Raw genomic sequence first — 20,215 nt, forward strand, 5'->3', positions numbered from 1 at the left:
GAATGGCTGGGTCTGAACACCCAGGCGTGAGCGAATCGAGCACGACAGGCCGCGGCCCCACCGCGTTTCCTTGGATCAAGGGCTCTCTGACCCTCCTTGGGACCCTGGCGCTCTGTTTCGGTCAGACGGCCTGTCAGCCCAGCCGCACCAGCGACCGCCTCATCGTGGCCAGCGCGGGGCGGATCAGTGCCCTGGATCCAGCTCGTGCCAACACCTTCGGAGCTCTGCAGCTGCTGAGTGCCATCGGAGACACCCTCTACAAGCGCTCAGCCAGCGGTGATCTGCAACCATCCCTGGCCTCAGCCCTGCCTGACATCAGCGCTGACGGACGCACCATCACGATTCCGCTGCGTGAGGATGTTCTCTTCCACGACGGCACCCGCTTCGACGCTGAAGCGATGGCCTTCAGCCTGCGCCGGTTTCTGCGCATCGGACGTCTGAATTACATCGTGGGCGGACGCATCACCGCAGTCGAGACCCCGAAACCCTTCCAACTCCGCCTTCAGCTCAGCCGCCCGTCCACCTCCCTGGTGAACCTGCTGACCTCCACAAATCTCACGCCGGTGTCCCCCACCGCCTACAGGGATTACGAGAATCGCGCTCTCAACGACCGCTTTATCGGCACCGGGCCGTACCGCCTGACCCATTTCAGAGCGGTTGAGCAGCGCCTGGAGCCCTTCGACCAGTACTGGGGAGAGCCACCGCGCAATGCGGGGCTCGAAATGATCTACCTGAGCAATTCCACGGCACTGTTCGGCGCCATGAGCAGCGGTGAGGTCGATGTGCTTCTCTCCGATGCCATCGACGAAGATCAGCGCCTGGCCTTGAATCGCCTGGCCGACAAGGGGATGCTGCGCGAGGGCAAAGGTCCGGCCTTGGTGATCGGATACGTCACCCTGCTGAGCAACGCCCCACCGTTCCAGGATCCTCGGGTGCGTAGGGCCATGGCCCTCAGCCTCGACCGCGACCTCATCAGCCAAAGGGTGAGCCACGGCCTGCGACCACCTTTGCGCTCGCTCGTTCCGCCCGGTCTGGAAGGGGGGGAGGGTGATCCTTGGCCCAGCCTCAACATCGCCAAGGCTCGAACCTTGCTGCAGAACGCCGGCTACTGCAACGGACGGGTGCTCTCAGTTCCCTTCACCTATCGCTCCAATGTGCCGGCGGACCGCCTGATGGCCCTGATCTGGCAAGCGCAGCTGCAGCGCGACCTCCCCGACTGCCTGACTCTGGACCTCAACGGCATGGAATCAACCACCGTGTATCGCCAACTGGGGGATGGAACCTTTGCAGCAGTGATGCTCGATTGGCGAGGGCCTTATCCGGATCCTGAGGCCTACCTATCCCCGCTGCTGAGCTGCAAGGCCTCGAAAGGATTCATCTGCGAACGCGGTGAAGCGGCGAAGAGCGGCAGTTTCTGGACCACACCGGGACTCAATCGCGCCTTGCAGCAGTCCGATCGCAACCGGGGCCGCAAGCGTTTGGATGAGCTCGAAGCCATCGAAGCGATGGCCGCTCAAGGCTCGGCCTACATCCCCGTTTGGCTGGTCACAGCCCGGGCCTGGAGCCAGACCAGCCTCGCCACCCCGGAATTCGACGGCAACGGTCAGGTCAAGCTGGCCCAACTCAAGGAGGTGCGCCGATGAGTCGCGGACGCGAACTGCTGCGTTACGTCAGCACGCGCCTGGCCCTGGCGCCAGTAATGCTTTGGCTGATCTCCACCCTCGTGTTCCTGCTCCTGAGGGTCGCCCCTGGCGATCCTGTGGATGCGGTTCTGGGCAGCCGCGCACCTGAGGAGGTCAAAGCTGAACTGCGCGCCCAACTCGGCCTCGATCAATCCCTGGGCAAGCAGTACCTCAATTTCCTCTGGGACCTTGTGCATGGCGATCTGGGCTTGTCGCTGATCGATGAAAACCCAGTCACCGGGATCATCGGCCGGGCCCTCCCCGCCAGCTTGGAGCTCAGTGTCACCGCCTTGGTGGTGGCGGCGGTGGTCGGACTCGCCGTGGGATTCACCGCCATCGCCCGATCGGAAGGACGCCTGGATCTTGCTGGCCGTTTTTACGGGATCGGCACCTACGCCCTGCCGCCGTTTTGGGTGGCGATGCTGGCCCAGCTTCTGTTTGCCGTGATGCTCGGCTGGTTACCGGTGGGTGGGCGTTTTCCACCGGGGATGGTTCCGCCAGAAGGAAGCGGCTTTTTGATTGCCGACAGCCTGCTCAGCGGTGATTGGCGAGCTCTGCAAGGAAGCTTGCGCCACCTGGTGCTTCCCGCCTGCACGTTGGGGCTGCTCTTGAGCGGTGTGTTCACCAATGCCTTGCGCCTGAATCTCAATCGCAGCCTGCGTTCCGATTACGTGGAAGCGGCTCGCAGCCGCGGACTGAATGAGACGCAGGTGGTGCTGCGGCACGCGCTGCCCAATGCCCTACTCCCCGTGCTCACCATCGCTGGCATCACCGTGGCGTCGTTGATCGGTGGAGCGCTGTTGATCGAAGTGACGTTCTCCTGGCCAGGGATCGCCTTGCGTCTTCAGGAAAGCATCAACCAACGCGACTACCCCGTTGTGCAAGGAATCGTGGTGGTGGTGGCCTCCTTGGTGGTGTTGGTGAGTGTGGCGGTGGATCTGTTGGTGGCCCTTCTGGATCCTCGGGTGCGGTACTGACTCAATCAGCTTTGGTTCAATCCAGCAAGCGTGCTGCTCCCGCTTGATTCAGGCGATAGAGATGCAGGGCCCCCACCTGAAGATGTTCGGCGTCTGCTTCTGCACGCTTCACCCGACGACCGCTTTCCAAAGCTTCGAGAAAGCGCAGAATTTCCTGTTTCAGCAGAGCCTGAACCTGAAGCGGCTGCACGCCAACGAACTCCTCGCCGAGCTGGAAGAGATCCTCCCCCTCGCCACCGCGTTGTCCCTCGACACGCACCGGTGAAAAATGACTAGCACCCTCCACCAGCACAGCGCGCGTGCCCGGATTGGACGGCAATGCCCGCAGCAGACCCAGCTGTTCGCTGAGTGGAGGTGTGATCAAATCCAAAGAGCCACCGCTGAGCAACACGGGAATATCGCTGGCAACAGGCAAGCGCCGCGGCCAGAGCAGGCTGCCGAAGCTGTTGAGGCCCACCACCCCCGCCAGTGACGCTGGCGGCGGAAAGCCTGGCAGCGCCACATCCTGGATCTGGCACTGCAACAGCCGGGAGAGATTGCTGAGCGGCAGGTCATCCATCACCGTTCGGCAGCGTCGTCCCAGCCCTTGCTCAGGCTGGGCTCCACTGGCGAGAAAAGCCGTCAATGCACCGAGGGAGTGCCCCACAAGCACCAGTTGATCCCCCGAAAGCGGCAGATCTCCCCTCCCCTGCGCCGACAGCACCTCCTGCAAATCGCGCAAACGCTCTGGAAGCACTTCCGCTCCCGGCGGCGGACGCCTGCCCTCCAGAAGGGCCTGCACAGCCACCGCATCACTGCCCGGGTGTTCCAGCACAACCACAGGCCAGCCGTTGCGGCTGAGCGCTCGCCCCAACCAAGCGAAGTGGTCAGGGCTTCCGCCCAGCCCCGGCATCAGCACCAGCCAGGAGCGGCGTTGGCCTTCCAGCGCTGCATCGGGAAGCCAGAGCTGCAGTTGAAGATCACGCTCGCGATGGGGCACCGGCAGAGCCAAGCGTTCGAGCCGGCCATCAGCGGCCGCAGGCCATTCCCTGGCTTGCGGCAGGGATTGCGGGGACAGCGGCTGGCGTCCCAGACGCTCCACCAACAGCTGCTGACGCTCGAGCTGCAGCCGCCAACTGGCCGCCACCTCCAGCAGCGCATCAAGATCGAGGCGCACCTTCTTGGCTGGGAGTGCCTCCAGCAACTCGAGCGTGGTCACCTCCGGACGCTGCGCAAGAAGCTCTTCGAGCGTGGTCTGAACCGTCAGGCCCGTGGTTTCATCATCCACCTGCACCAGATCACCCACCTGATCCAACAACTGCCGCCCCGCCCAGCTGTTGAGGATCTGCCTGGCCATGCTGCTGTCGTTGATCAAGGGCGCCTGCAGCAGATCGATCACCCCTTTCCTGCTTTCGGCCTCAAACAGGTTGAACCAAACGCCCAACTCAGACGAACGGGCCCCACCACTGCGCACCCAGGCACCGAGATCGTCGATGGAAATCGGCAACGCCATTCCGTCCAGCCGAACCTCCAGCTCACCAGCTGCCTGGACGAGTCGCGGAGAGGCAGCCCAGAGCAGCAGACTGCTGAACAGTCCAACAGCCATCCTTCGTCCTGTTAAGCGTCCTCCCAAGGCCAAGGCCAGTGCACTGGTGGAACCAGTTTCCCGCATCTCTGCAGGAAGTGGCATCCATCCGTTTGCTGGCATCCCTCGGCGCAGGGGGAGTCATCTACATGACGCCGATGGTTTTTCATCAGGCCAGCTTCACCGCCATTCAAGTCGGCCAGGGACTTGCGGCTTCTGCGCTGATCGGTACTGCGGCAAGGCTGATGAGTGGGGTGCTGCTCGATCGGGGCCTGTCTTGTTCCTGGCCAGTGCGCGCCGCCGCCATTCTCGCGTTTCTGGCTGATCTGGTGCTGTTCCAAGCCCAGGGTTTCAACGGCTACCTCGCGGGCCAGTTGCTGATTGGCGTTGCCGCTGGGTTGTATTTCCCAGCGATTGAACTGGCCGTTCCCCTCAGCTGCACAGGGTTCAACTCCAGCCGCGGCTATGCCCTTGCACGCAGTGCCGACGCCCTCGGCGTCGCCGTCGGAGCCTTGATTGGTGCGCTGGTCACCGCCTTGGGGCTCATCCGTGCGGTGTATCTGGTGGAGGCGGCAGCTGTGGTTCTGATGTTGGTGGTGCTCAGCCTGCGCCCCCTTCCAGATGGCCGTGCCGCTCTGCTGCATCCCGCCGAAGACGACCCAGCCGACAGGGATTCCGCTTCAGATGGCTGGCAATGGCTGCCTCCTTTGATGCCGGTGCTTGCGGTGAGCATTGTGGCTACCGGGATCATTGCGCTCATGCAGAGCGCCCTCCCCCTCGATCTGGTGCGCGGCGGCATGGCCAGAGCACCCCTGAGCGAAGCCTGGAGCGGCGCACTGATCGCGCTGCAGCTGGCACTGCTCGTGACGCTGCAATGGCCCGTTGGCAACTGGGTGGCCCGTCGCAGCCTGCGTTTTGGGCTTGGAATGGGGCTTGGTGGGTTTGTGCTGGGGTGCCTCTTGTTGGCCGCTTCCGCTCTCTGGAGTGGCGGCATCGCCCTCATTGCATTGGCGATGCTGCCGATTGCCTTCGGGGAAGCTGCCTTCCTTCCCACCGCCGCCGAAGCGATGGTGGAAGAAACGCCCCTTCAACATCGCGGGCTGGCCATGGCGCTGTTTTCCCAGTGTTTTGCCATTAGTGCCACTGGAGCTCCACTGATGGCAGGGTTCCTGCTCGATCGCCAGGGCCATGGCTTGCTGCTCTGGGTCCTGATGGCGTCGGTGTGCCTGCTAATGGTGCCGCTGCTCAAAGCCGTGAGGCCCCGCTATACACCAGGGTTGAGCGCCATCCCCCTGGAGAAGTCCAACGATGTCTCGAGCCCGAGAACTGCTTCGCTCCGTTAGGAATCTTTCAATCATCCGTGAGATGGCCGCCAGTGAAGGTGGCCTTCAGAGCGTCGGCGATTTGGTCGACAACTTCATCGACAGCGAGGCGATGGTGGTGTGCGTGGAGCGCTTCAAGGCTTTGCCGGGAGGTGCGGAGATGATCGAGCAGCGCTATCCACCCTTCCAGCCCGATCTTGCTGCGCTGGAAGCGCTCCCAGAGGGAAGCCTGGGCCGGGCCTACGCGGGCATGATCCGCAAGCTCAACTACGACCCCGACTTTTTCCGCCCTCGGGACACCAGCAGTGAAGCGCTCTGGCTGACCCAGCGCATCGCCACCACCCACGACCTCCATCACGTGATCGGCGGCTTCAACACGCAAAGCGCTGGTGAGTCGGGCGTGTTGGCGATCACAGCGACGCAGATCGGCTTTCCCGCCTACGTGCTCATCAATACCCTGGCGTGCTTCCGCGCCTTCCGCTTCGCCCCAGCCAACCTGGCCGGCGTGAGCCGGAGCATTGCCTTCGGCAACCGCATCGGACTGGAAGCCAAGCCCCTGGTGCTGCAGCGCTGGGAAGAAGCCTGGGAGAAGCCTCTGCACCAGTGGCGGCAGGAACTGGGTGTTCACAGCGCAGAAGGGGAAGCCTTCGGGGCGGTGTACTAACGCTCGCCGCGCAGGAGGCGATGGCGGATCTTCTTCTGCAGCACGAAGGCTGCCGGAATGAAGGTGAGGCCATTGGCCACGATCAAAGGACCATTCCCCGTGAGGCAGCCGAACACCCCCCAGATCGCCACACTGGTGGTGAACAGGCCGTACATCGAGAGCGAAATCGAGCGCGTGTCATCCAGTCGCAGGGTTTTGATCGCCTGAGGGAAGAAACTGATGGTGGTGAGGGCTGCAGCGGTGTAACCGATCGCATCCACGTCCATGACCTGAGGGATCGGCGAGATCCATAAACTGCCGCCAGTCTTGCCGCAGCCATGGCGTTCTCTCGCTCAACAGTGCAAATCCTGGCGGGGGCTTCGAGCGCACTCGCGCTGCTGGCCAGCAGCATCGGGGAGCTTGCTCAACCCGTTCAGGCTGCCGACAGCGACACCCGCCAGGCTCTGGTGGGACTGGCTGCCTATGCCGAATGCAAGGTGCTGCACGCTGGCTACAGCCGGGAGAGGGCGCAGGCGATCGTGCAGAGCGGCATCCAAAGCAACGGTTGGCAGCAGCAGGCTGACTGGTTGAAATCGCCGCAAGCGATCCGAGTGGTGGCCCTCACCAGCGAAGCGATGAACAAAACCTGCGACGACTTCGATCAGAACAGCCCTGACTTCATCCCAGCGATGAAAGCCCTCGATGCGCTGCGACGGAAGGATTGAACGTGATCACACGTTGAAGAGGAATTCCATCACATCCCCCTCCTCCACCACGTACTCCTTCCCTTCACTGCGCAGCCAACCCTTATTTCGCGCCTCAACGAGAGAACCGGCCTCCAGCAGTTTGTCGGTGCTGATCGTCTGCGCTCGGATGAAGCCCCTTTCAAAATCGGTATGAATCACACCTGCAGCCTGCGGTGCGGTCATGCCGGCCTTGAAGGTCCAGGCGCGGGTTTCCTTCTCCCCGGTGGTGAAGTAGGTGCGCAGCCCCAGAAGCTGATAGGTCGCCCGGATCAGGCTTTGCAATCCCCCCTCGTTCACCCCCAGGCCATCGAGGTAGTCCTGACGCTCCTCATCCCCGAGCTCGATCAGTTCTGCTTCCACCTGGGCTGAGATGCGCACGGTTTCGGCGCCTTCCTTGGCCGCCAGCGCCACGATCTCCTCACAGAACCCATTGCCGCCCGCCAGATCGTCTTCGCTCACGTTGGTGGCATAGATGATCGGCTTGGCCGTGAGCAAGCCCAGGGGTTTCAGCATCAGCGCCTCCTCCTCGCTGAGTTCCACACTGCGGGCGGCACCACCTTGTTCAAGCACCGCTTGGATGCGTTCGAGAGCCGCATCTTCAACCTGGGCTTCCTTGCTGGTGCGCATCTGTTTCTTGAGGCGCTCCCGCCGCTTCTCAAGCTGCGCCAGGTCGGCCAGGCCCAATTCAAGGTTGATCACTTCCGCATCCCGGGCTGGGCCAACCGCCCCGGACACATGAATGACGTCGTCGTCTTCAAAACAGCGGATCACGTGCACGATCGCGTCCACCTCGCGGATGTTGGCGAGGAATTTGTTACCGAGTCCCTCGCCCTGGCTGGCGCCCTTCACGAGCCCAGCGATGTCCACGAACTCCATCCGCGTGGGGATGGTCTCCGCACTGCTGCTGAGATCAGACAGCAACTCCAACCTGGAATCCGGGACGGCCACCGTGCCGACATTGGGCTCGATGGTGCAGAACGGAAAGTTGGCCGCCTGCGCCTGCGCGTTGGCCACCAAGGCATTGAACAGAGTGGATTTGCCCACGTTGGGCAGTCCGACGATTCCGGCTTTAAGCATGCCGGCGAATCTATCGGCAGGGCCGCGGCTTACACGGTTGCGCCGCCTACGCGCGAGACTGCGTAACGAAACATGTTCAGGGGCCATGGGCAGCCAGAAGAGCGAGACCTCCGCCGGGGCCACGCACGCAGCCCTCAGGCCGCTCACCCGCCTCAGCGGCATCAAACGGCGACGACAACGCCTGATCGCTGCTGCAGCTGTGGTTCTGGTGGTGGGTGGCGGGGCCCTGATCTGGAGCCGTGGAGCCGGCACTGGACGGGGACGCCAACTGGCCGATTACACCGCCACCGCTGAACGGGGGACCCTTCCGGGCGTGATTACTGCCAGTGGTGAATTGGAGCCCATCCGGCGCGTGAATGTGAGCCCCAAGCGTCAAGGCCTACTGGATGCCCTGTATGTGGATGAAGGCGATGCGGTCACCAAGGGGCAGGTGCTGGCCCGCATGGACAGCGGAGACTTCACCGATCGCATGGATGAGCTCTCGGCCCTTGAACGTCAAGCCCGGGCGGACTTCGAGGCGAAACGGGCCGACTACATCCGTTATCAAAAACTCGAAAACAGCGGGGCCATCAGTGCCTCGGATCTGGATGGCTACCGCGCAGCCTTCCTGAGCAGCAAGGAAGCGCTCACGGCAGCCAGAGAACGCATTCAGCAGCGCGATGTGGAAGGGAACGAACTCCTGATCAGAGCACCCTTCAGCGGTGTGATCACCGAACGGTTCGCTGAACCGGGTGCTTTCGTGACTCCCACCACCACCGCTTCAGCGAATGCCGGAGCCACCAGTTCCTCCATCGTTGAGCTCTCCGAAGGTTTGGAAGTGGCAGCGAAAGTGCCTGAAAGCGACATCGGCCGCATCCGGATCGGCCAAGACGCCACGGTGCGTGTGGATGCCTTCCCCGATCAACGCTTCCCTGCCCGGGTGAGGGATATCGCTCCGCGGGCCGAGAAAACCGACAACGTGATTTCCTTCGAGGTGGAGCTCACCCTGATCGATCCACCCCCAACCCTGCGCATCGGCATGACGGTGGACGTGGATTTCCAGACGGGTCGGACCGCTGAGAGCACCCTGGTTCCCAACGTGGCGATCGTGACCGAAAACGGCCAACCCGGCGTTCTGCTCGTTGGCAAGGATGACCAGCCCCGCTTCCAAGCGGTGGAACTGGGCTCCAGCAGCGGCGGCCAGAGTGCGATTCTCTCGGGGGTGAAACCTGGCTCCAAGGTGTTCATCGACCTTCCGCCCTGGGCGAAGAAGCGCGACTGATCGAGATCCGACCTGCCCAAATCCATGCCTGAAACCCTCGAGAAACCCCTGCTGTTGCTTGTGGATGGCCACTCCTTGGCCTTTCGCAGTTTCTATGCCTTCAGCAAAGGCGGTGAGGGTGGACTGGCCACAAAAGATGGCCGGCCCACCAGCGTGACCTACGGCTTTCTCAAAGCCCTGCTCGACAACAGCAAGGGACTGAAACCGGAAGGGGTGGCGATCGCCTTCGACACCGCTGAACCCACCTTTCGCCACCAAGCCGATGCCAACTACAAAGCCCATCGGGATGTGGCCCCCGAGGTGTTCTTCCAAGACTTGGATCAACTGCAGACGATCCTGCGCGAACGTCTGAAACTTCCCCTCTGCCTGGCGCCTGGCTACGAAGCCGATGACGTGCTGGGAACCCTGGCCAACCGGGCTGCCGGCTCAGGCTGGCGCGTGCGCATTCTCAGCGGAGATCGGGATCTGTTCCAGCTGGTGGATGACCAGCGGGACATTGCCGTGCTCTACATGGGCGGCGGTCCGTATGCCAAGAGCAGCGGGCCCACCCTGATCAACGAAGCCGGCGTGGTGGCCAAGCTGGGCGTGATGCCCAACAAGGTGGTGGACCTCAAAGCCCTCACCGGCGACAGCTCCGACAACATCCCTGGCGTGAAGGGGGTGGGCCCCAAGACCGCCATCAATCTGCTTAAGGAAAACAACGACCTCGACGGCGTGTATCGCGTGCTGGAGGAAGTGGAAGCCGAGGGGCCCAAGGCCAGCCGCGGTGCCGTGAAAGGTGCACTCAAGGGAAAGCTCAGCGCCGACCGCGACAACGCCTATCTCTCCCGCAATCTCGCTGAAATCCTCGTCGACATCCCCCTGCCTGAGGAGCCTGTCCTGGAGCTGGGACCGGTGGATGGTGAAGGTCTTAAGGAGCAGCTTCAAGACCTGGAGCTCAACAGCCTGGTCCGTCAGATCCCGAGCTTCGTGGCCACCTTCTCCAGCGGCGGACTGACGGCGAACGCCCATCTGCTGGAGGAAGCAACCGCCAAAAAAGCAAAAGGAGCACCATCCAAGGCTGGCGTTGCGGAATCTGGAGAAGCGGGCACGGATCCAGCCGCAACTGTGGTGACCAGCCCCTCCACCCGACCCGAGCTCGCGCCGCAGGTGGTGAGCACCCAGGAGCAACTGCAGAGCTTGATGCAGCAGCTGATGGGATGCACCAACCCCTCGGAGCCGGTGGCTGTGGACACCGAAACCACGGATCTGAACCCCTTCAAAGCCCAACTGGTGGGCATCGGCGTGTGCTGGGGGGCCGGCCTCAACGATCTGGCCTACATCCCCGTGGGACACACAGATCCCGCGCTAACCCAGCTGCCGCTGGAGGTGGTGTTGGAGCAACTCGCCCCCTGGTTGAGCAGCCCCAGCCATCCCAAAGCGCTGCAGAACGCCAAATACGACCGCCTGATCCTGCTGCGTCACGGCCTGGTTCTCGGCGGCGTGGTGATGGACACGCTGCTGGCGGATTACCTGCGCGATGCCGCGGCCAAACACAGCCTCGATGGGATGGCCGAGCGGGATTACGGCATCACGCCCACCCTCTTCAGTGACCTGGTGGGCAAGGCCAAAGACGGCAAGGCCAGCTGCTTTGCCGAGGTTCCCAGCGATCAGGCAGCGCTCTACTGCGCCATGGATGTGCACCTCACCCGCAGGCTGGCGATTGATCTGCGCCAGCAGCTCCAGGCCAGCGGCGAGCAGCTCACCAACTTGCTCGATCAGGTGGAACTGCCGTTGGAGCCGGTGTTGGCCTTGATGGAGGCCACCGGCATCCGCATTGATCTCTCCTATCTCGACACCCTCTCCAAGGAGATGGGCGAGACCCTGACGCGGCTTGAGGCCGATGCCAAGCAAGCGGCCGGCGTGGACTTCAACCTGGCATCTCCCAAACAACTGGGAGAGCTGCTCTTCGAGACGCTGGGGCTTGACCGCAAGAAATCACGCCGCACCAAAACGGGCTACAGCACCGATGCCACGGTGCTGGACAAGCTTGCGGACGACCATCCGGTGGTGCCTCTGGTGTTGGAGCACCGGGTGCTGAGCAAGCTGAAAAGCACCTACGTGGATGCGCTGCCCCAATTGGTGGAGGCCGAAACCGGCCGCGTGCATACGGATTTCAACCAGGCCGTGACGGCCACAGGCCGGCTCAGCAGCAGCAATCCCAACCTCCAGAACATTCCCGTTCGCACCGAGTACAGCCGCCGGATCCGCAAAGCCTTCCTGCCCCAGGAGCACTGGACCCTGCTCAGTGCGGACTACTCCCAGATCGAGCTGCGCATCCTCACCCACCTCTCCGGGGAGGATGTGCTGCAGCAGGCCTACCGCGATGGCGACGACGTGCATGCCCTCACTGCACGGCTCCTGCTTGAGAAAGACGACGTGAGCGCCGATGAGCGCCGGCTGGGCAAGACGATCAATTTCGGGGTGATCTACGGCATGGGCGCCCAGCGCTTCGCCCGCGAAACCGGGGTGAGCCAAGCGGAGGCCAAGGAGTTCCTCAGCAAATACCGGGAGCGGTATCCCAAGGTGTTCGCCTTCCTCGAACTGCAGGAACGCCTGGCCTTGAGCCGTGGCTATGTGGAGACAATCATGGGCCGGCGGCGACCCTTCCACTTCGACCGCAACGGTCTTGGCCGTCTTCTTGGCAAGGATCCGTTCGAGATTGATCTCGATGTGGCTCGCCGCGGCGGCATGGAAGCCCAGCAGCTGCGCGCCGCGGCCAACGCACCGATTCAAGGCTCGAGTGCCGACATCATCAAGCTGGCCATGATTCAGCTGCAGGCTGCCCTGCAACAGCACTCCCTACCCGCACGCATGCTGCTGCAGGTGCACGATGAACTGGTGCTGGAGGTAGAGCCCTCTGCTCTCGACACCGTGAAAGCTCTGGTGGTCTCCACCATGGAGAAGGCCGTGGAACTGAGCGTGCCCCTGGTGGCCGAAACCGGCTGCGGCAGCAATTGGATGGAAGCGAAATAGCCGTGAGGCAGCGGTTCATCGGTTAGGCCGTAGCCTCGCCAGAAGTTCCCGTATGCCTGTGTCCCTGCGGTTCACCAACACGCTCACCCGCCGCACGGAACCGTTTCAGCCCTTGAAGGATGGGCAGGTGAGCATCTACTGCTGCGGCGTAACGGTCTACGACCTGTGCCACCTGGGCCATGCCCGCAGCTACATCAATTGGGACGTGCTGCGCCGGTATCTGATCTGGAGTGGCTACGCCGTTACTTTCGTGCAGAACTTCACCGACATCGACGACAAAATCCTCAAGCGTGCTGCGGAGGAGGGTTCGTCGATGGAGGCCGTGAGTGAGCGCAATATCGACGCGTTCCATGCCGACATGGATGCCCTGGGCATCCTGCGTCCCGATCGCATGCCCCGAGCCACCCGCTGCCTTGAGGGGATCCGCACCCTGATCGCTGAGCTCGAGGCCAAGGGTGCGGCCTACTCCGCCGATGGCGATGTGTATTTCGCAGTGATGAAACACGCCGGCTACGGCAAGCTCAGCGGCCGCGACCTCGCCGACCAGCAGACCAACGCGGACGGACGCGTGGCTGATGCTGAAGAAGCACGCAAGCAACACCCCTTCGACTTCGCCCTCTGGAAGGGAGCCAAGGCCGGTGAACCCAGCTTCCCCTCGCCTTGGGGCAATGGCCGGCCTGGCTGGCATATCGAGTGCTCCGCCATGGTGCGCGAGGAGCTCGGCGACACCATTGACATCCACCTCGGGGGTGCCGATCTCGTGTTCCCCCATCACGAAAATGAAATCGCCCAATCCGAGGCCGCAACCGGCCAGGAGCTGGCGCGCGTGTGGCTGCATAACGGCATGGTGAATGTGGGCGGGGAAAAAATGAGCAAATCACTCGGCAACTTCACCACCATCCGTGCCCTGTTGGAGAGTGGCCTGTCGGCCATGACGCTGCGGCTCTTTGTGCTCCAAGCCCACTACCGCAAGCCGCTCGACTTCACCGCCGAGGCCCTGGAGGCCGCAACAACCGGTTGGAAAGGGCTGAACGCAGCACTCAGCCTTGGGGATTTCCATGCTGAAGCGCTGGGATGGACGGCTGCAGAGCCGATGGGCAACGACGCCGTTGTCGCCTCGGAGCCTTCTGCCATCGACACGCTGCTCAGCGCCCGGCAGCGCTTCAGCGCGGCCATGGACGATGACCTCAACAGCTCCGGTGCGCTTGCGGTGCTCTTCGACCTGGCCCGTCCCTTGAGGGCACTGGCCAATCGCCTCGACCGCGGCGACGCTCCGAACCACAACGACGATGACGGCCAGGAGCTTCTGCAGCGCTGGTTGCTGCTCAGGGAGCTTGCAGCTGTTCTAGGGCTAAGGCTGGAGCGCCCCTCAGCCCCCGAAGAAGAGTCCGACCTCGACAGCCAGGCCATCGAAGCCGCGATTGATGCGCGCCGGCTGGCCAAACAGTCGAAGGACTTTGCGGAAGCGGATCGGATCAGAGCGGAGCTCAGCGCCCAGGGCATCGAAGTGATCGACAAACCCGGCGGCATCACCGAATGGCGACGGGGCTGACGGGCCAAACTCAGGGCTTGCGCTGCTGATTGGCCATCATCGCTTCGATCTTGCGGATTCTCGTGAGAGTGGTGGTCCAAACCTCAAGCCGTAAGCGTTGATCGCCAAGCGTGGGATCGGCGGGATCGGCAGCATCGATCCAGGCCTGCAGTGCCTTGATCTTGGCTTCCGGGTTTTCCCTGGCTTCGAAGGCATCCCACAACTCCCGTTCCAGCCGAGCACGCTCGATGAAGTTCCAGCGTTTGAGCCAGAGCATGGGAAAACCTGCATCAGGGCACCTGTCTACCGGATTCAAGCCACGATCAGACTTAGGTTCTGGGGAAAGGAAGGTTGTTGATCGCCCATGCAGCCGGAAAGTCTCTCCAAAGCAATCCAGCTGTCTGTTGCCCCGGTGTTCCTGCTGGCGGGAATTGGAGCACTCATGAATGTTCTCTCCGGACGCTTGGCGAGGATCGTTGATAACGCCAAGCAGTTGCGCCTCACCGCCGATGCCGGAGGTGACGTGGATGAACTGGAGCGACGACTGGCCAGGCGCCGCATGCAACTGGTGATCCGCTCGATCGAGCTGCTCACCGCCGCCACGCTGCTGATCGCCGCGATGGTGGCCGCCATGTTCATGAGTGTGATTTCGAGGGTGAACCTCACCTTGGTGGTGGTGCCTCTGTTCATCGCCTCGATGGGGCTGGTGATGCTTGCAGCGATGTTCTTTCTCAGGGAGGTGCGCCTGGCCTCTGCGCTGCTCAACCGGCTGCTTTAAACTCGCGGATTGCCCACCGCTCAGGCTGCGTAGGACCAGTTGCGCAGCAGATCCACCGTGCTGATCAGCAAGCCGGCGGCGATCACCACCGGTGAGATCCATCGCAAGCAGAACATCAGCACCCGTCTGAGCAGAGGTGAAGCGGCGGCGCTCTGCTGGAGATCCTCCAGAAAGAGATTGGGCACGACCCAGCCCATCAGCACAGCAATCAGCAAGCCACCAGCGATCAACAACACACCGCCGAAGAGGGCATCCATTGTTTCCAGCACCTCCAGGCTCATGCTGGCCGGGATGCCAACGACAAAAATCACAGCGGCACTCACCCAGGTGGCCTTGCCGCGGCTCCAGCTCAAGCGATCCATCAGGGACGACACCGGCACCTCCAGCAGGGACACCGCGGAGGTGATCGCCGCCAGATAGGCCAAGGCAAAAAACAGCACAGCCACCACCCGGCCTGTCTCCCCGATCGATGACAGTCCCGTGGGTAAAGCGATGAAGATGGCTCCAATCGTGGAGTCGCTCACCACTTCGCTGAGGTTGAAGCTGATCACCACAGGGAAGGTGAGCATGCCGGCCAGCAACCCCACGGCTGTGTCCAGACCCACCACAGCCACGGCTTCCTGAGGCAGGGGCGCCTTGCGATTGAGATAAACCGAATAGGCAAGAATCGAACCAATGCCCGTACCGATCGAGAAGAAGGCCTGACTGAAGGCATTGCGAATGGTGCTGATGTTCATCAGCTCCTCCCCATCCCAGCGCAGCAGAAAGGTGCGGTAGCCCTCACCAGCGCCTGGAAGCGTGCTGGCCCAGATCGCCAGACCGATCAGCAGAAGCAACAGCAGCGGCAGGGCCCAACGCGAGAGCCGTTCGATTCCCGCCTGAACACCAGCAGCCACCACAAGGGCCGTGAGCAGGAGGCTGATTCCCTGACCGGCCAGCGCACTGTTGCCCCCGCTGATGGACGCGAAGAACGCATCAGCAGCCTGCTTGTTCTCAGGCAGACCAACCAGAAGGGCGTGCACGAGGGTGTGCCCCGTCCATCCCATCAAGACGGCATAGAAGGCCAGGATTCCGCAGGATGCCGCGATGAACATCCAGCCCATCGGCCACCAAGCCTTGCCAGCCGCTTTGCTGGGAGCCAGCAAAGGACTGCTGCCTGTACTGCGGCCCAACGCCATCTCCGCCACCAACACGGGCAGGCAGATCAGCCCCACGATCAGCAGATAAAGCAGCACGAAACTGCCACCGCCTCCCTGGGATGCGCGGTAAGCGAACCCCCAGAGATTGCCCAGACCCACGGCACTGCCGGCAGCCGCCAGCACGAACCCGAAACCGGACTTCCACTGCTCTTTTCTCACCGCCGCCATGAACGTGCTGTCCAGCCCTCTCGGCGGAAGTTTGCCAGCTTCCGGAATCAAAGTGGGAGGATGGCTCCACTTGCCGGGATCCGTGTGAAAGCCATCAGCGTGCTGGGCTCCACCGGCTCAATCGGTACCCAGACCCTCGACATCGTCGAAGACTTCCCTGAGCAGTTCAGGGTTGTGGCCCTGTCAGCCGGCCGCAATCTCTCCCTGCTCGTGGAGCAGATCCAACGCCACAACCCCGAGCTGGTCGCTCTGGCTGACGAAGCCTTGCTCCCTGAATTGGAGCAGCGCCTCCGGGCCCTGCCAGCTGAACACCAGCCGCGGTGCAAGCCTCAGCTCGTGGGAGGTCCCAGCGGGCTGAACGTGGCGGCCTCCTGGGACACAGCCGACCTTGTGGTGACTGGGATTGTGGGCTGCGCAGGGCTGTTGCCCACCCTGGCCGCCATCCGCGCTGGCAAGGATCTGGCCCTGGCCAACAAGGAAACCCTGATCGCAGCAGGCCCGGTGGTGCTGCCGGAGCTCAAAAAGAGCGGCAGCAGGCTGCTGCCGGCGGATTCCGAACATTCGGCCATCTTCCAGTGCCTGCAGGGAACCCCCTGGGCTGAAAACGCCCGCCTCTCCACCGGTGTGCCCACGCCAGGTCTGCGGCGCATCCAGCTCACGGCCTCCGGTGGTGCCTTCCGCGACTGGGCCGCAGCCGACCTTGAGAACGCCACTGTGGCCGATGCCACCTCCCATCCCAACTGGAGCATGGGCCGCAAGATCACCGTGGACTCCGCCTCCTTGATGAACAAGGGACTGGAGGTGATCGAAGCCCATTACCTCTTCGGGCTGGATTACGACCACATCGAAATCGTGATCCACCCCCAGAGCATCATCCACTCGATGATCGAGCTGGCGGATTCTTCAGTGCTGGCCCAGTTGGGCTGGCCCGATATGAAGCTGCCGATTCTTTACTGCATGAGCTGGCCATCCAGGCTGGAAACCCCGTGGAAACGCCTCGATCTCACCCAGGTGGGACAGCTCACGTTCCGAAGCCCCGATCCCGCCAAATATCCCTGCATGGAACTGGCCTACGCAGCGGGCCGTGCCGGTGGCACCATGCCAGCCGTGCTGAATGCGGCCAATGAGGAGGCTGTGGCTCAGTTCCTCGAGGAACGCATCCATTTCCTCGACATTCCCGATCTGATCGAAGCAGCCTGCGAGCGCCACAAGGTCGATCGCATCGACCACCCCCAGCTCGACGATGTGCTGGCCGTGGATCAATGGGCGCGCCTGGCCGTGCGTGAGCAGGTGGCCCGGGGCACCCAGCGGATGTCGATGGCGGCGGTGGCTGCTTGATCAGCCATCACCTGCTGCTCTGCGCCACAGCCTCCAAAGCGAAATGCTGCGATCCAGCCACAGGACTGGAAACCTGGAATGCGCTGAAGCGCCTCGTGCGGGAGATGGGGCTCGAGGATCAACAGCGCCCAGAAGGAATCGTTCTCCGCAGCAAAGTTGACTGTCTGAGGGTGTGCGAACGCGGGCCAATTCTGGTGGTTTGGCCTGAAGGCATTTGGTACGCAGACGTCACCGCAGACAAGATGGAGGCGATTCTTCATAGGCATATCATTAACAATCAACCCATTGAGGAGTGGATTTATAAAACCACCCCATTCCAAAACCATTCACTCCAATCTGCTTCACAAGTAAGCGCAACAAACATCGCGACCGTCAACACAGAACACTAACGATTAATCCGCCCGGACAATCAATCCGTACCAGCACACGAATCAACGACTCCCAAACCCGAAACCAGAAAACAGCTCGCCCAACCACTAGAGTCTTGAGCGAATCTAAAGCGCCTTCTTCCGGTGCTTTTTGGCAGGCATTCTTTTGGCATTGGCATCCAGCGCGACCTCCACCACGCGCCCATCAACACCTTTTTTCAATCGCAATACCTCAAGAACGGCCTACCCAAGCAAGGCCGAGCTCCTCAATGCCTTGCCAGCAGAGCTGACTCGATTCAACCCCACCAAAGCGTGGGGGAGCCTCATCATGTCGGCAGGCCTGTCTCTCGCTGCTTTGGGGATCGGCAGCCAAATCCCTCTCACCCTCCTGGCCACTCCGCTGTGGGTGCTTTACGGCATTGGTTGCGGCACCATCGCCATGGGCTGTTGGGTTTTAGCGCACGAATGTGGCCACAATGCATTCCACCCAAACCGACGCATTGAGGGAGTCGTTGGTTTCCTGCTTCACAGCGCACTGCTGGTGCCTTATTACAGCTGGGCGCGGAGCCACAGCGTTCACCACGCTCACTGCAATCACCTAGAGCAAGGAGAAACCCACGTCCCTCCGCGGGCCTCATCGGGTCTTGGGCAAATCACAGAACAACTCAAAAAAACGCTGAACCCAACCTTGTTTGGGATCATTTCCCTGTTTAATCATCTGGTGATCGGTTGGCCGCTTTACCTCCTTTTTGGAGCGACAGGTGGAGAGGATTACGGCTTTCCCACGTCTCATTTCTGGACCGGTCATCCATTCGCGAACGGCCAACGAAACCTGTTCCCCGAAGCATTTCGCAAGTTGATGGTTCGCTCCAACATCGGCTGCCTGGCGATGCTCATCTTTCTGATCATCGCCGCAATGCACTCATCTGCACTACGTGTGATGTGCGTGTATGGGTTACCTTATCTTGTGATCAATCTTTGGCTCACCACATACACCTGGTTGCAGCACACTGACCAGAACATTCCTCACTTTTCCAATACAACATGGTGTTGGGCAATGGGAGCACTGCAAACGATTGACCGCCCCTATGGCCCCGTACTCAATCTGCTGCACCATGGCATCGGTTCAACCCATGTTTGCCACCATGTGAACTCCGCCATTCCTCACTACAACGCCTGGAGGGGTACCGCTTTACTCAGACAACGATTCCCTGAGCTGGTGCTCTACGACGCCACACCAATCCGCGAAGCTCTCTGGAGAATCGCAACGAAATGCGGCGGTGCTGTGCATGAAAACCCTCAGGACAAAGCCTATTACTATTAAAAAAAATTTGATTCGAAATACTTTAAGGAAGCGAATCAAATGGAGCTCATTCAAGCTCTGCGGGATTAATCCCATGCTTGAACCAGGCACAAGCCAAGCGATCAGACCAACAGCCTTTGCGAACACTGTCACCAGGTGCATGAAAACCGTTGTGTCCGCCCTTGGGCGTCAACAACACCTCAAGCTGTCCTCGACGTGACGGCAGGCCATCAGTGGCCAAAGCGGTTTGGAGTTGAATCGCAGCGCTCGCCGGCACCCAAGGATCATCCAGGGCCTGCAAGATCAACGTTGGCGGGAGTGGCACCGACGCCGAGAGAAGACGCGGCAAGGGTGAAGCACCCGCGTAGTAATCATCAACTGACGCGAAGCCCCAACGCGGTGCGGTGACCGCCTCGTCAAAGGCACGGATCGACTGGGGCGGCTCAATGGTGAGTCGCTGCTGCTCCTGGGCACTAACGCCAAAGGGATCCGCCAACGTTTGGCGCACAAGGCGCTTCAGAAGCCAACGCTGATACACCCGATTGCGCGGACGCTCGATTGAGGCACTGCAGGCGGAAAGATCCAGGGGACTGCTGGCGCAGAACAGACCATCCAGCAGCAGGGCATGACCGTCCCAGCCATGGGTGGCTCTCTCCTCCAGGCTGGCCATGCAGGCATTGAGAAGCATGGTGCCCCCCAGGGACACTCCAGCACCCAACAGGGGCAAAGGCCTGGCTGATGGGGCCAGCGCAGCACACAACTGGCGCGCGCATTGAATCACTGGAAGAAGATCACTGTTGCAGCGAGCTGCGTAGGTGCCTCCAGCAAGATGGCGGCCGGGATCGGCTCCGCGCAGATTCAACCTGAGCACCGCGAAGCCGCTGTTCTGCAGCGTGATGCCAAGCCGCCTCAACCCCTCACGGCGACTGGAGCCGCCAAGACCGTGCAACAGCAGCACCAGCCCTCGAGGAGGTGCGCCCTGCAGGTCGACGCTGGGATCAGGGCGATCCAGGAACGCCAGCACTTCACCAGCGGCTGCGGCACCACTGGCCAAAGCAGGGACAGCGATCGCAATCGGTTCCCCACAGTCGGAGGGAAGCGCGACAGGGCGAAGCGTATCGCGCAGGGTCTGAAGGTCTCCACCGATCCAGGGAAAACGCTGCTGATAGGGAACAACCCCCAGCTGCCGCAGCAGCTGGGGGTTGTTTGGATGATTCGCGTGCGCTGCCTTCAAAAGCCGAAT

General features: G+C 61.9%; 18 protein-coding genes. 12 read left to right on the plus strand and 6 right to left on the minus strand.

Annotated features, from left to right (window positions below; genetic code table 11):
• The first annotated feature begins 26 nt into the window (after positions 1–26).
• Together SynBMKMC1_RS08785 and SynBMKMC1_RS08790 are read left to right on the plus strand one after the other, a co-directional pair.
• Positions 27–1,643 (plus strand): ABC transporter substrate-binding protein, encoded by a 1,617-nt coding sequence (locus SynBMKMC1_RS08785; protein ID WP_186471453.1) that lies wholly within the window; start codon positions 27–29, stop codon positions 1,641–1,643.
• Positions 1,640–2,659, plus strand: coding sequence for an ABC transporter permease (locus tag SynBMKMC1_RS08790; protein ID WP_186471454.1), 1,020 nt, complete (start codon positions 1,640–1,642; stop codon positions 2,657–2,659). The genes SynBMKMC1_RS08785 and SynBMKMC1_RS08790 overlap by 4 nt, the downstream gene beginning before the upstream one ends.
• Positions 2,660–2,675: 16 nt before the next feature.
• Here SynBMKMC1_RS08790 and SynBMKMC1_RS08795 read toward each other — a convergent pair whose 3' ends face one another.
• On the minus strand, positions 2,676–4,244 hold the full coding sequence (locus SynBMKMC1_RS08795) for an alpha/beta hydrolase (RefSeq protein WP_186473399.1): 1,569 nt from the start codon (positions 4,242–4,244) through the stop codon (positions 2,676–2,678).
• Positions 4,245–4,321: 77 nt separating this feature from the next.
• Here SynBMKMC1_RS08795 and SynBMKMC1_RS08800 point away from each other — a divergent pair, with 77 nt between their 5' ends.
• Both SynBMKMC1_RS08800 and SynBMKMC1_RS08805 read left to right on the plus strand, forming a co-directional pair.
• Entirely contained in the window at positions 4,322–5,566 is a 1,245-nt protein-coding gene (locus SynBMKMC1_RS08800) for an MFS transporter (RefSeq protein ID WP_186471455.1), read from the plus strand.
• 22 nt (positions 5,567–5,588) lie between these two features.
• On the plus strand, positions 5,589–6,209 hold the full coding sequence (locus SynBMKMC1_RS08805; RefSeq protein ID WP_011933513.1) for a Coq4 family protein: 621 nt from the start codon (positions 5,589–5,591) through the stop codon (positions 6,207–6,209).
• Here SynBMKMC1_RS08805 and SynBMKMC1_RS08810 read toward each other — a convergent pair.
• A complete protein-coding gene (locus SynBMKMC1_RS08810; RefSeq protein ID WP_186471456.1) occupies positions 6,206–6,475 on the minus strand; it encodes a SemiSWEET family sugar transporter in 270 nt (89 codons plus the stop codon). The genes SynBMKMC1_RS08805 and SynBMKMC1_RS08810 overlap by 4 nt on opposite strands.
• 51 nt (positions 6,476–6,526) lie before the next feature.
• On the opposite strand from SynBMKMC1_RS08810, the gene SynBMKMC1_RS08815 reads away from it, so the two are divergent.
• The gene (locus SynBMKMC1_RS08815; RefSeq protein ID WP_186471457.1) at positions 6,527–6,913 is read left to right on the plus strand and encodes a hypothetical protein; all 387 of its coding nucleotides are present in this window, start codon (positions 6,527–6,529) and stop codon (positions 6,911–6,913) included.
• Positions 6,914–6,919: 6 nt separating this feature from the next.
• On the opposite strand, the gene ychF is transcribed toward SynBMKMC1_RS08815, so the two are convergent.
• Positions 6,920–8,011, minus strand: a complete 1,092-nt coding sequence (gene ychF, locus SynBMKMC1_RS08820) for a redox-regulated ATPase YchF (protein WP_186471458.1) — start codon at positions 8,009–8,011, stop codon at positions 6,920–6,922.
• Positions 8,012–8,096: 85 nt separating this feature from the next.
• Between ychF and SynBMKMC1_RS08825 the strand changes: the two genes are divergently transcribed.
• Genes SynBMKMC1_RS08825 through cysS form a run of 3 tightly spaced genes read left to right on the plus strand, consistent with a single transcriptional unit; the run spans position 8,097 to position 13,839 of the window.
• Positions 8,097–9,272 (plus strand): efflux RND transporter periplasmic adaptor subunit, encoded by a 1,176-nt coding sequence (locus tag SynBMKMC1_RS08825; RefSeq protein ID WP_186471459.1) that lies wholly within the window; start codon positions 8,097–8,099, stop codon positions 9,270–9,272.
• A 24-nt stretch (positions 9,273–9,296) separates the two neighbouring features.
• Positions 9,297–12,287, plus strand: a complete 2,991-nt coding sequence (gene polA, locus SynBMKMC1_RS08830) for a DNA polymerase I (protein ID WP_186471460.1) — start codon at positions 9,297–9,299, stop codon at positions 12,285–12,287.
• A gap of 52 nt (positions 12,288–12,339) precedes the next feature.
• Entirely contained in the window at positions 12,340–13,839 is a 1,500-nt protein-coding gene (gene cysS, locus SynBMKMC1_RS08835) for a cysteine--tRNA ligase (RefSeq protein ID WP_186471461.1), read from the plus strand.
• A gap of 10 nt (positions 13,840–13,849) precedes the next feature.
• On the opposite strand, the gene SynBMKMC1_RS08840 is transcribed toward cysS, so the two are convergent.
• On the minus strand, positions 13,850–14,095 hold the full coding sequence (locus SynBMKMC1_RS08840) for a hypothetical protein (protein WP_186471462.1): 246 nt from the start codon (positions 14,093–14,095) through the stop codon (positions 13,850–13,852).
• 87 nt (positions 14,096–14,182) lie between these two features.
• Here SynBMKMC1_RS08840 and SynBMKMC1_RS08845 point away from each other — a divergent pair, with 87 nt between their 5' ends.
• On the plus strand, positions 14,183–14,596 hold the full coding sequence (locus SynBMKMC1_RS08845; RefSeq protein WP_186471463.1) for a DUF2721 domain-containing protein: 414 nt from the start codon (positions 14,183–14,185) through the stop codon (positions 14,594–14,596).
• 20 nt (positions 14,597–14,616) lie between these two features.
• Here SynBMKMC1_RS08845 and SynBMKMC1_RS08850 read toward each other — a convergent pair whose 3' ends face one another.
• The gene (locus SynBMKMC1_RS08850; RefSeq protein ID WP_186471464.1) at positions 14,617–15,963 is read right to left on the minus strand and encodes a sodium-dependent transporter; all 1,347 of its coding nucleotides are present in this window, start codon (positions 15,961–15,963) and stop codon (positions 14,617–14,619) included.
• A gap of 84 nt (positions 15,964–16,047) precedes the next feature.
• Here SynBMKMC1_RS08850 and SynBMKMC1_RS08855 point away from each other — a divergent pair, with 84 nt between their 5' ends.
• The 3 genes from SynBMKMC1_RS08855 to SynBMKMC1_RS08865 all read left to right on the plus strand — a co-directional run bounded on the left by SynBMKMC1_RS08855 (position 16,048) and on the right by SynBMKMC1_RS08865 (position 18,993).
• Entirely contained in the window at positions 16,048–17,301 is a 1,254-nt protein-coding gene (locus tag SynBMKMC1_RS08855; protein ID WP_186473400.1) for a 1-deoxy-D-xylulose-5-phosphate reductoisomerase, read from the plus strand.
• A gap of 11 nt (positions 17,302–17,312) precedes the next feature.
• Positions 17,313–17,690 (plus strand): ferredoxin, encoded by a 378-nt coding sequence (locus SynBMKMC1_RS08860; protein WP_186473401.1) that lies wholly within the window; start codon positions 17,313–17,315, stop codon positions 17,688–17,690.
• A 334-nt stretch (positions 17,691–18,024) separates the two neighbouring features.
• A complete protein-coding gene (locus SynBMKMC1_RS08865; RefSeq protein ID WP_255486126.1) occupies positions 18,025–18,993 on the plus strand; it encodes a fatty acid desaturase in 969 nt (322 codons plus the stop codon).
• Between the two features lie 46 nt (positions 18,994–19,039).
• Here SynBMKMC1_RS08865 and SynBMKMC1_RS08870 read toward each other — a convergent pair whose 3' ends face one another.
• Positions 19,040–20,206, minus strand: a complete 1,167-nt coding sequence (locus tag SynBMKMC1_RS08870; RefSeq protein ID WP_186473402.1) for an alpha/beta hydrolase — start codon at positions 20,204–20,206, stop codon at positions 19,040–19,042.
• Positions 20,207–20,215: the final 9 nt, after the last annotated feature.

The organism is Synechococcus sp. BMK-MC-1, from assembly GCF_014279955.1.
Lineage (GTDB): Bacteria > Cyanobacteriota > Cyanobacteriia > PCC-6307 > Cyanobiaceae > Synechococcus_C.

Excerpts from the sequence above, each read along its gene's own strand:
- SynBMKMC1_RS08790 (WP_186471454.1), top strand. The coding sequence starts at position 1,640 with ATGAGTCGCGGACGCGAACTGCTGCGTTACGTCAGCACGCGCCTGGCC.
- SynBMKMC1_RS08795 (WP_186473399.1), bottom strand. The coding sequence starts at position 4,244 with ATGGCTGTTGGACTGTTCAGCAGTCTGCTGCTCTGGGCTGCCTCTCCG.
- SynBMKMC1_RS08805 (WP_011933513.1), top strand. The coding sequence starts at position 5,589 with ATGGCCGCCAGTGAAGGTGGCCTTCAGAGCGTCGGCGATTTGGTCGAC.
- SynBMKMC1_RS08810 (WP_186471456.1), bottom strand. The coding sequence starts at position 6,475 with ATGGACGTGGATGCGATCGGTTACACCGCTGCAGCCCTCACCACCATC.
- SynBMKMC1_RS08815 (WP_186471457.1), top strand. The coding sequence starts at position 6,527 with ATGGCGTTCTCTCGCTCAACAGTGCAAATCCTGGCGGGGGCTTCGAGC.
- ychF (WP_186471458.1), bottom strand. The coding sequence starts at position 8,011 with ATGCTTAAAGCCGGAATCGTCGGACTGCCCAACGTGGGCAAATCCACT.
- SynBMKMC1_RS08825 (WP_186471459.1), top strand. The coding sequence starts at position 8,097 with ATGGGCAGCCAGAAGAGCGAGACCTCCGCCGGGGCCACGCACGCAGCC.
- polA (WP_186471460.1), top strand. The coding sequence starts at position 9,297 with ATGCCTGAAACCCTCGAGAAACCCCTGCTGTTGCTTGTGGATGGCCAC.
- cysS (WP_186471461.1), top strand. The coding sequence starts at position 12,340 with ATGCCTGTGTCCCTGCGGTTCACCAACACGCTCACCCGCCGCACGGAA.
- SynBMKMC1_RS08840 (WP_186471462.1), bottom strand. The coding sequence starts at position 14,095 with ATGCTCTGGCTCAAACGCTGGAACTTCATCGAGCGTGCTCGGCTGGAA.
- SynBMKMC1_RS08845 (WP_186471463.1), top strand. The coding sequence starts at position 14,183 with ATGCAGCCGGAAAGTCTCTCCAAAGCAATCCAGCTGTCTGTTGCCCCG.
- SynBMKMC1_RS08850 (WP_186471464.1), bottom strand. The coding sequence starts at position 15,963 with ATGGCGGCGGTGAGAAAAGAGCAGTGGAAGTCCGGTTTCGGGTTCGTG.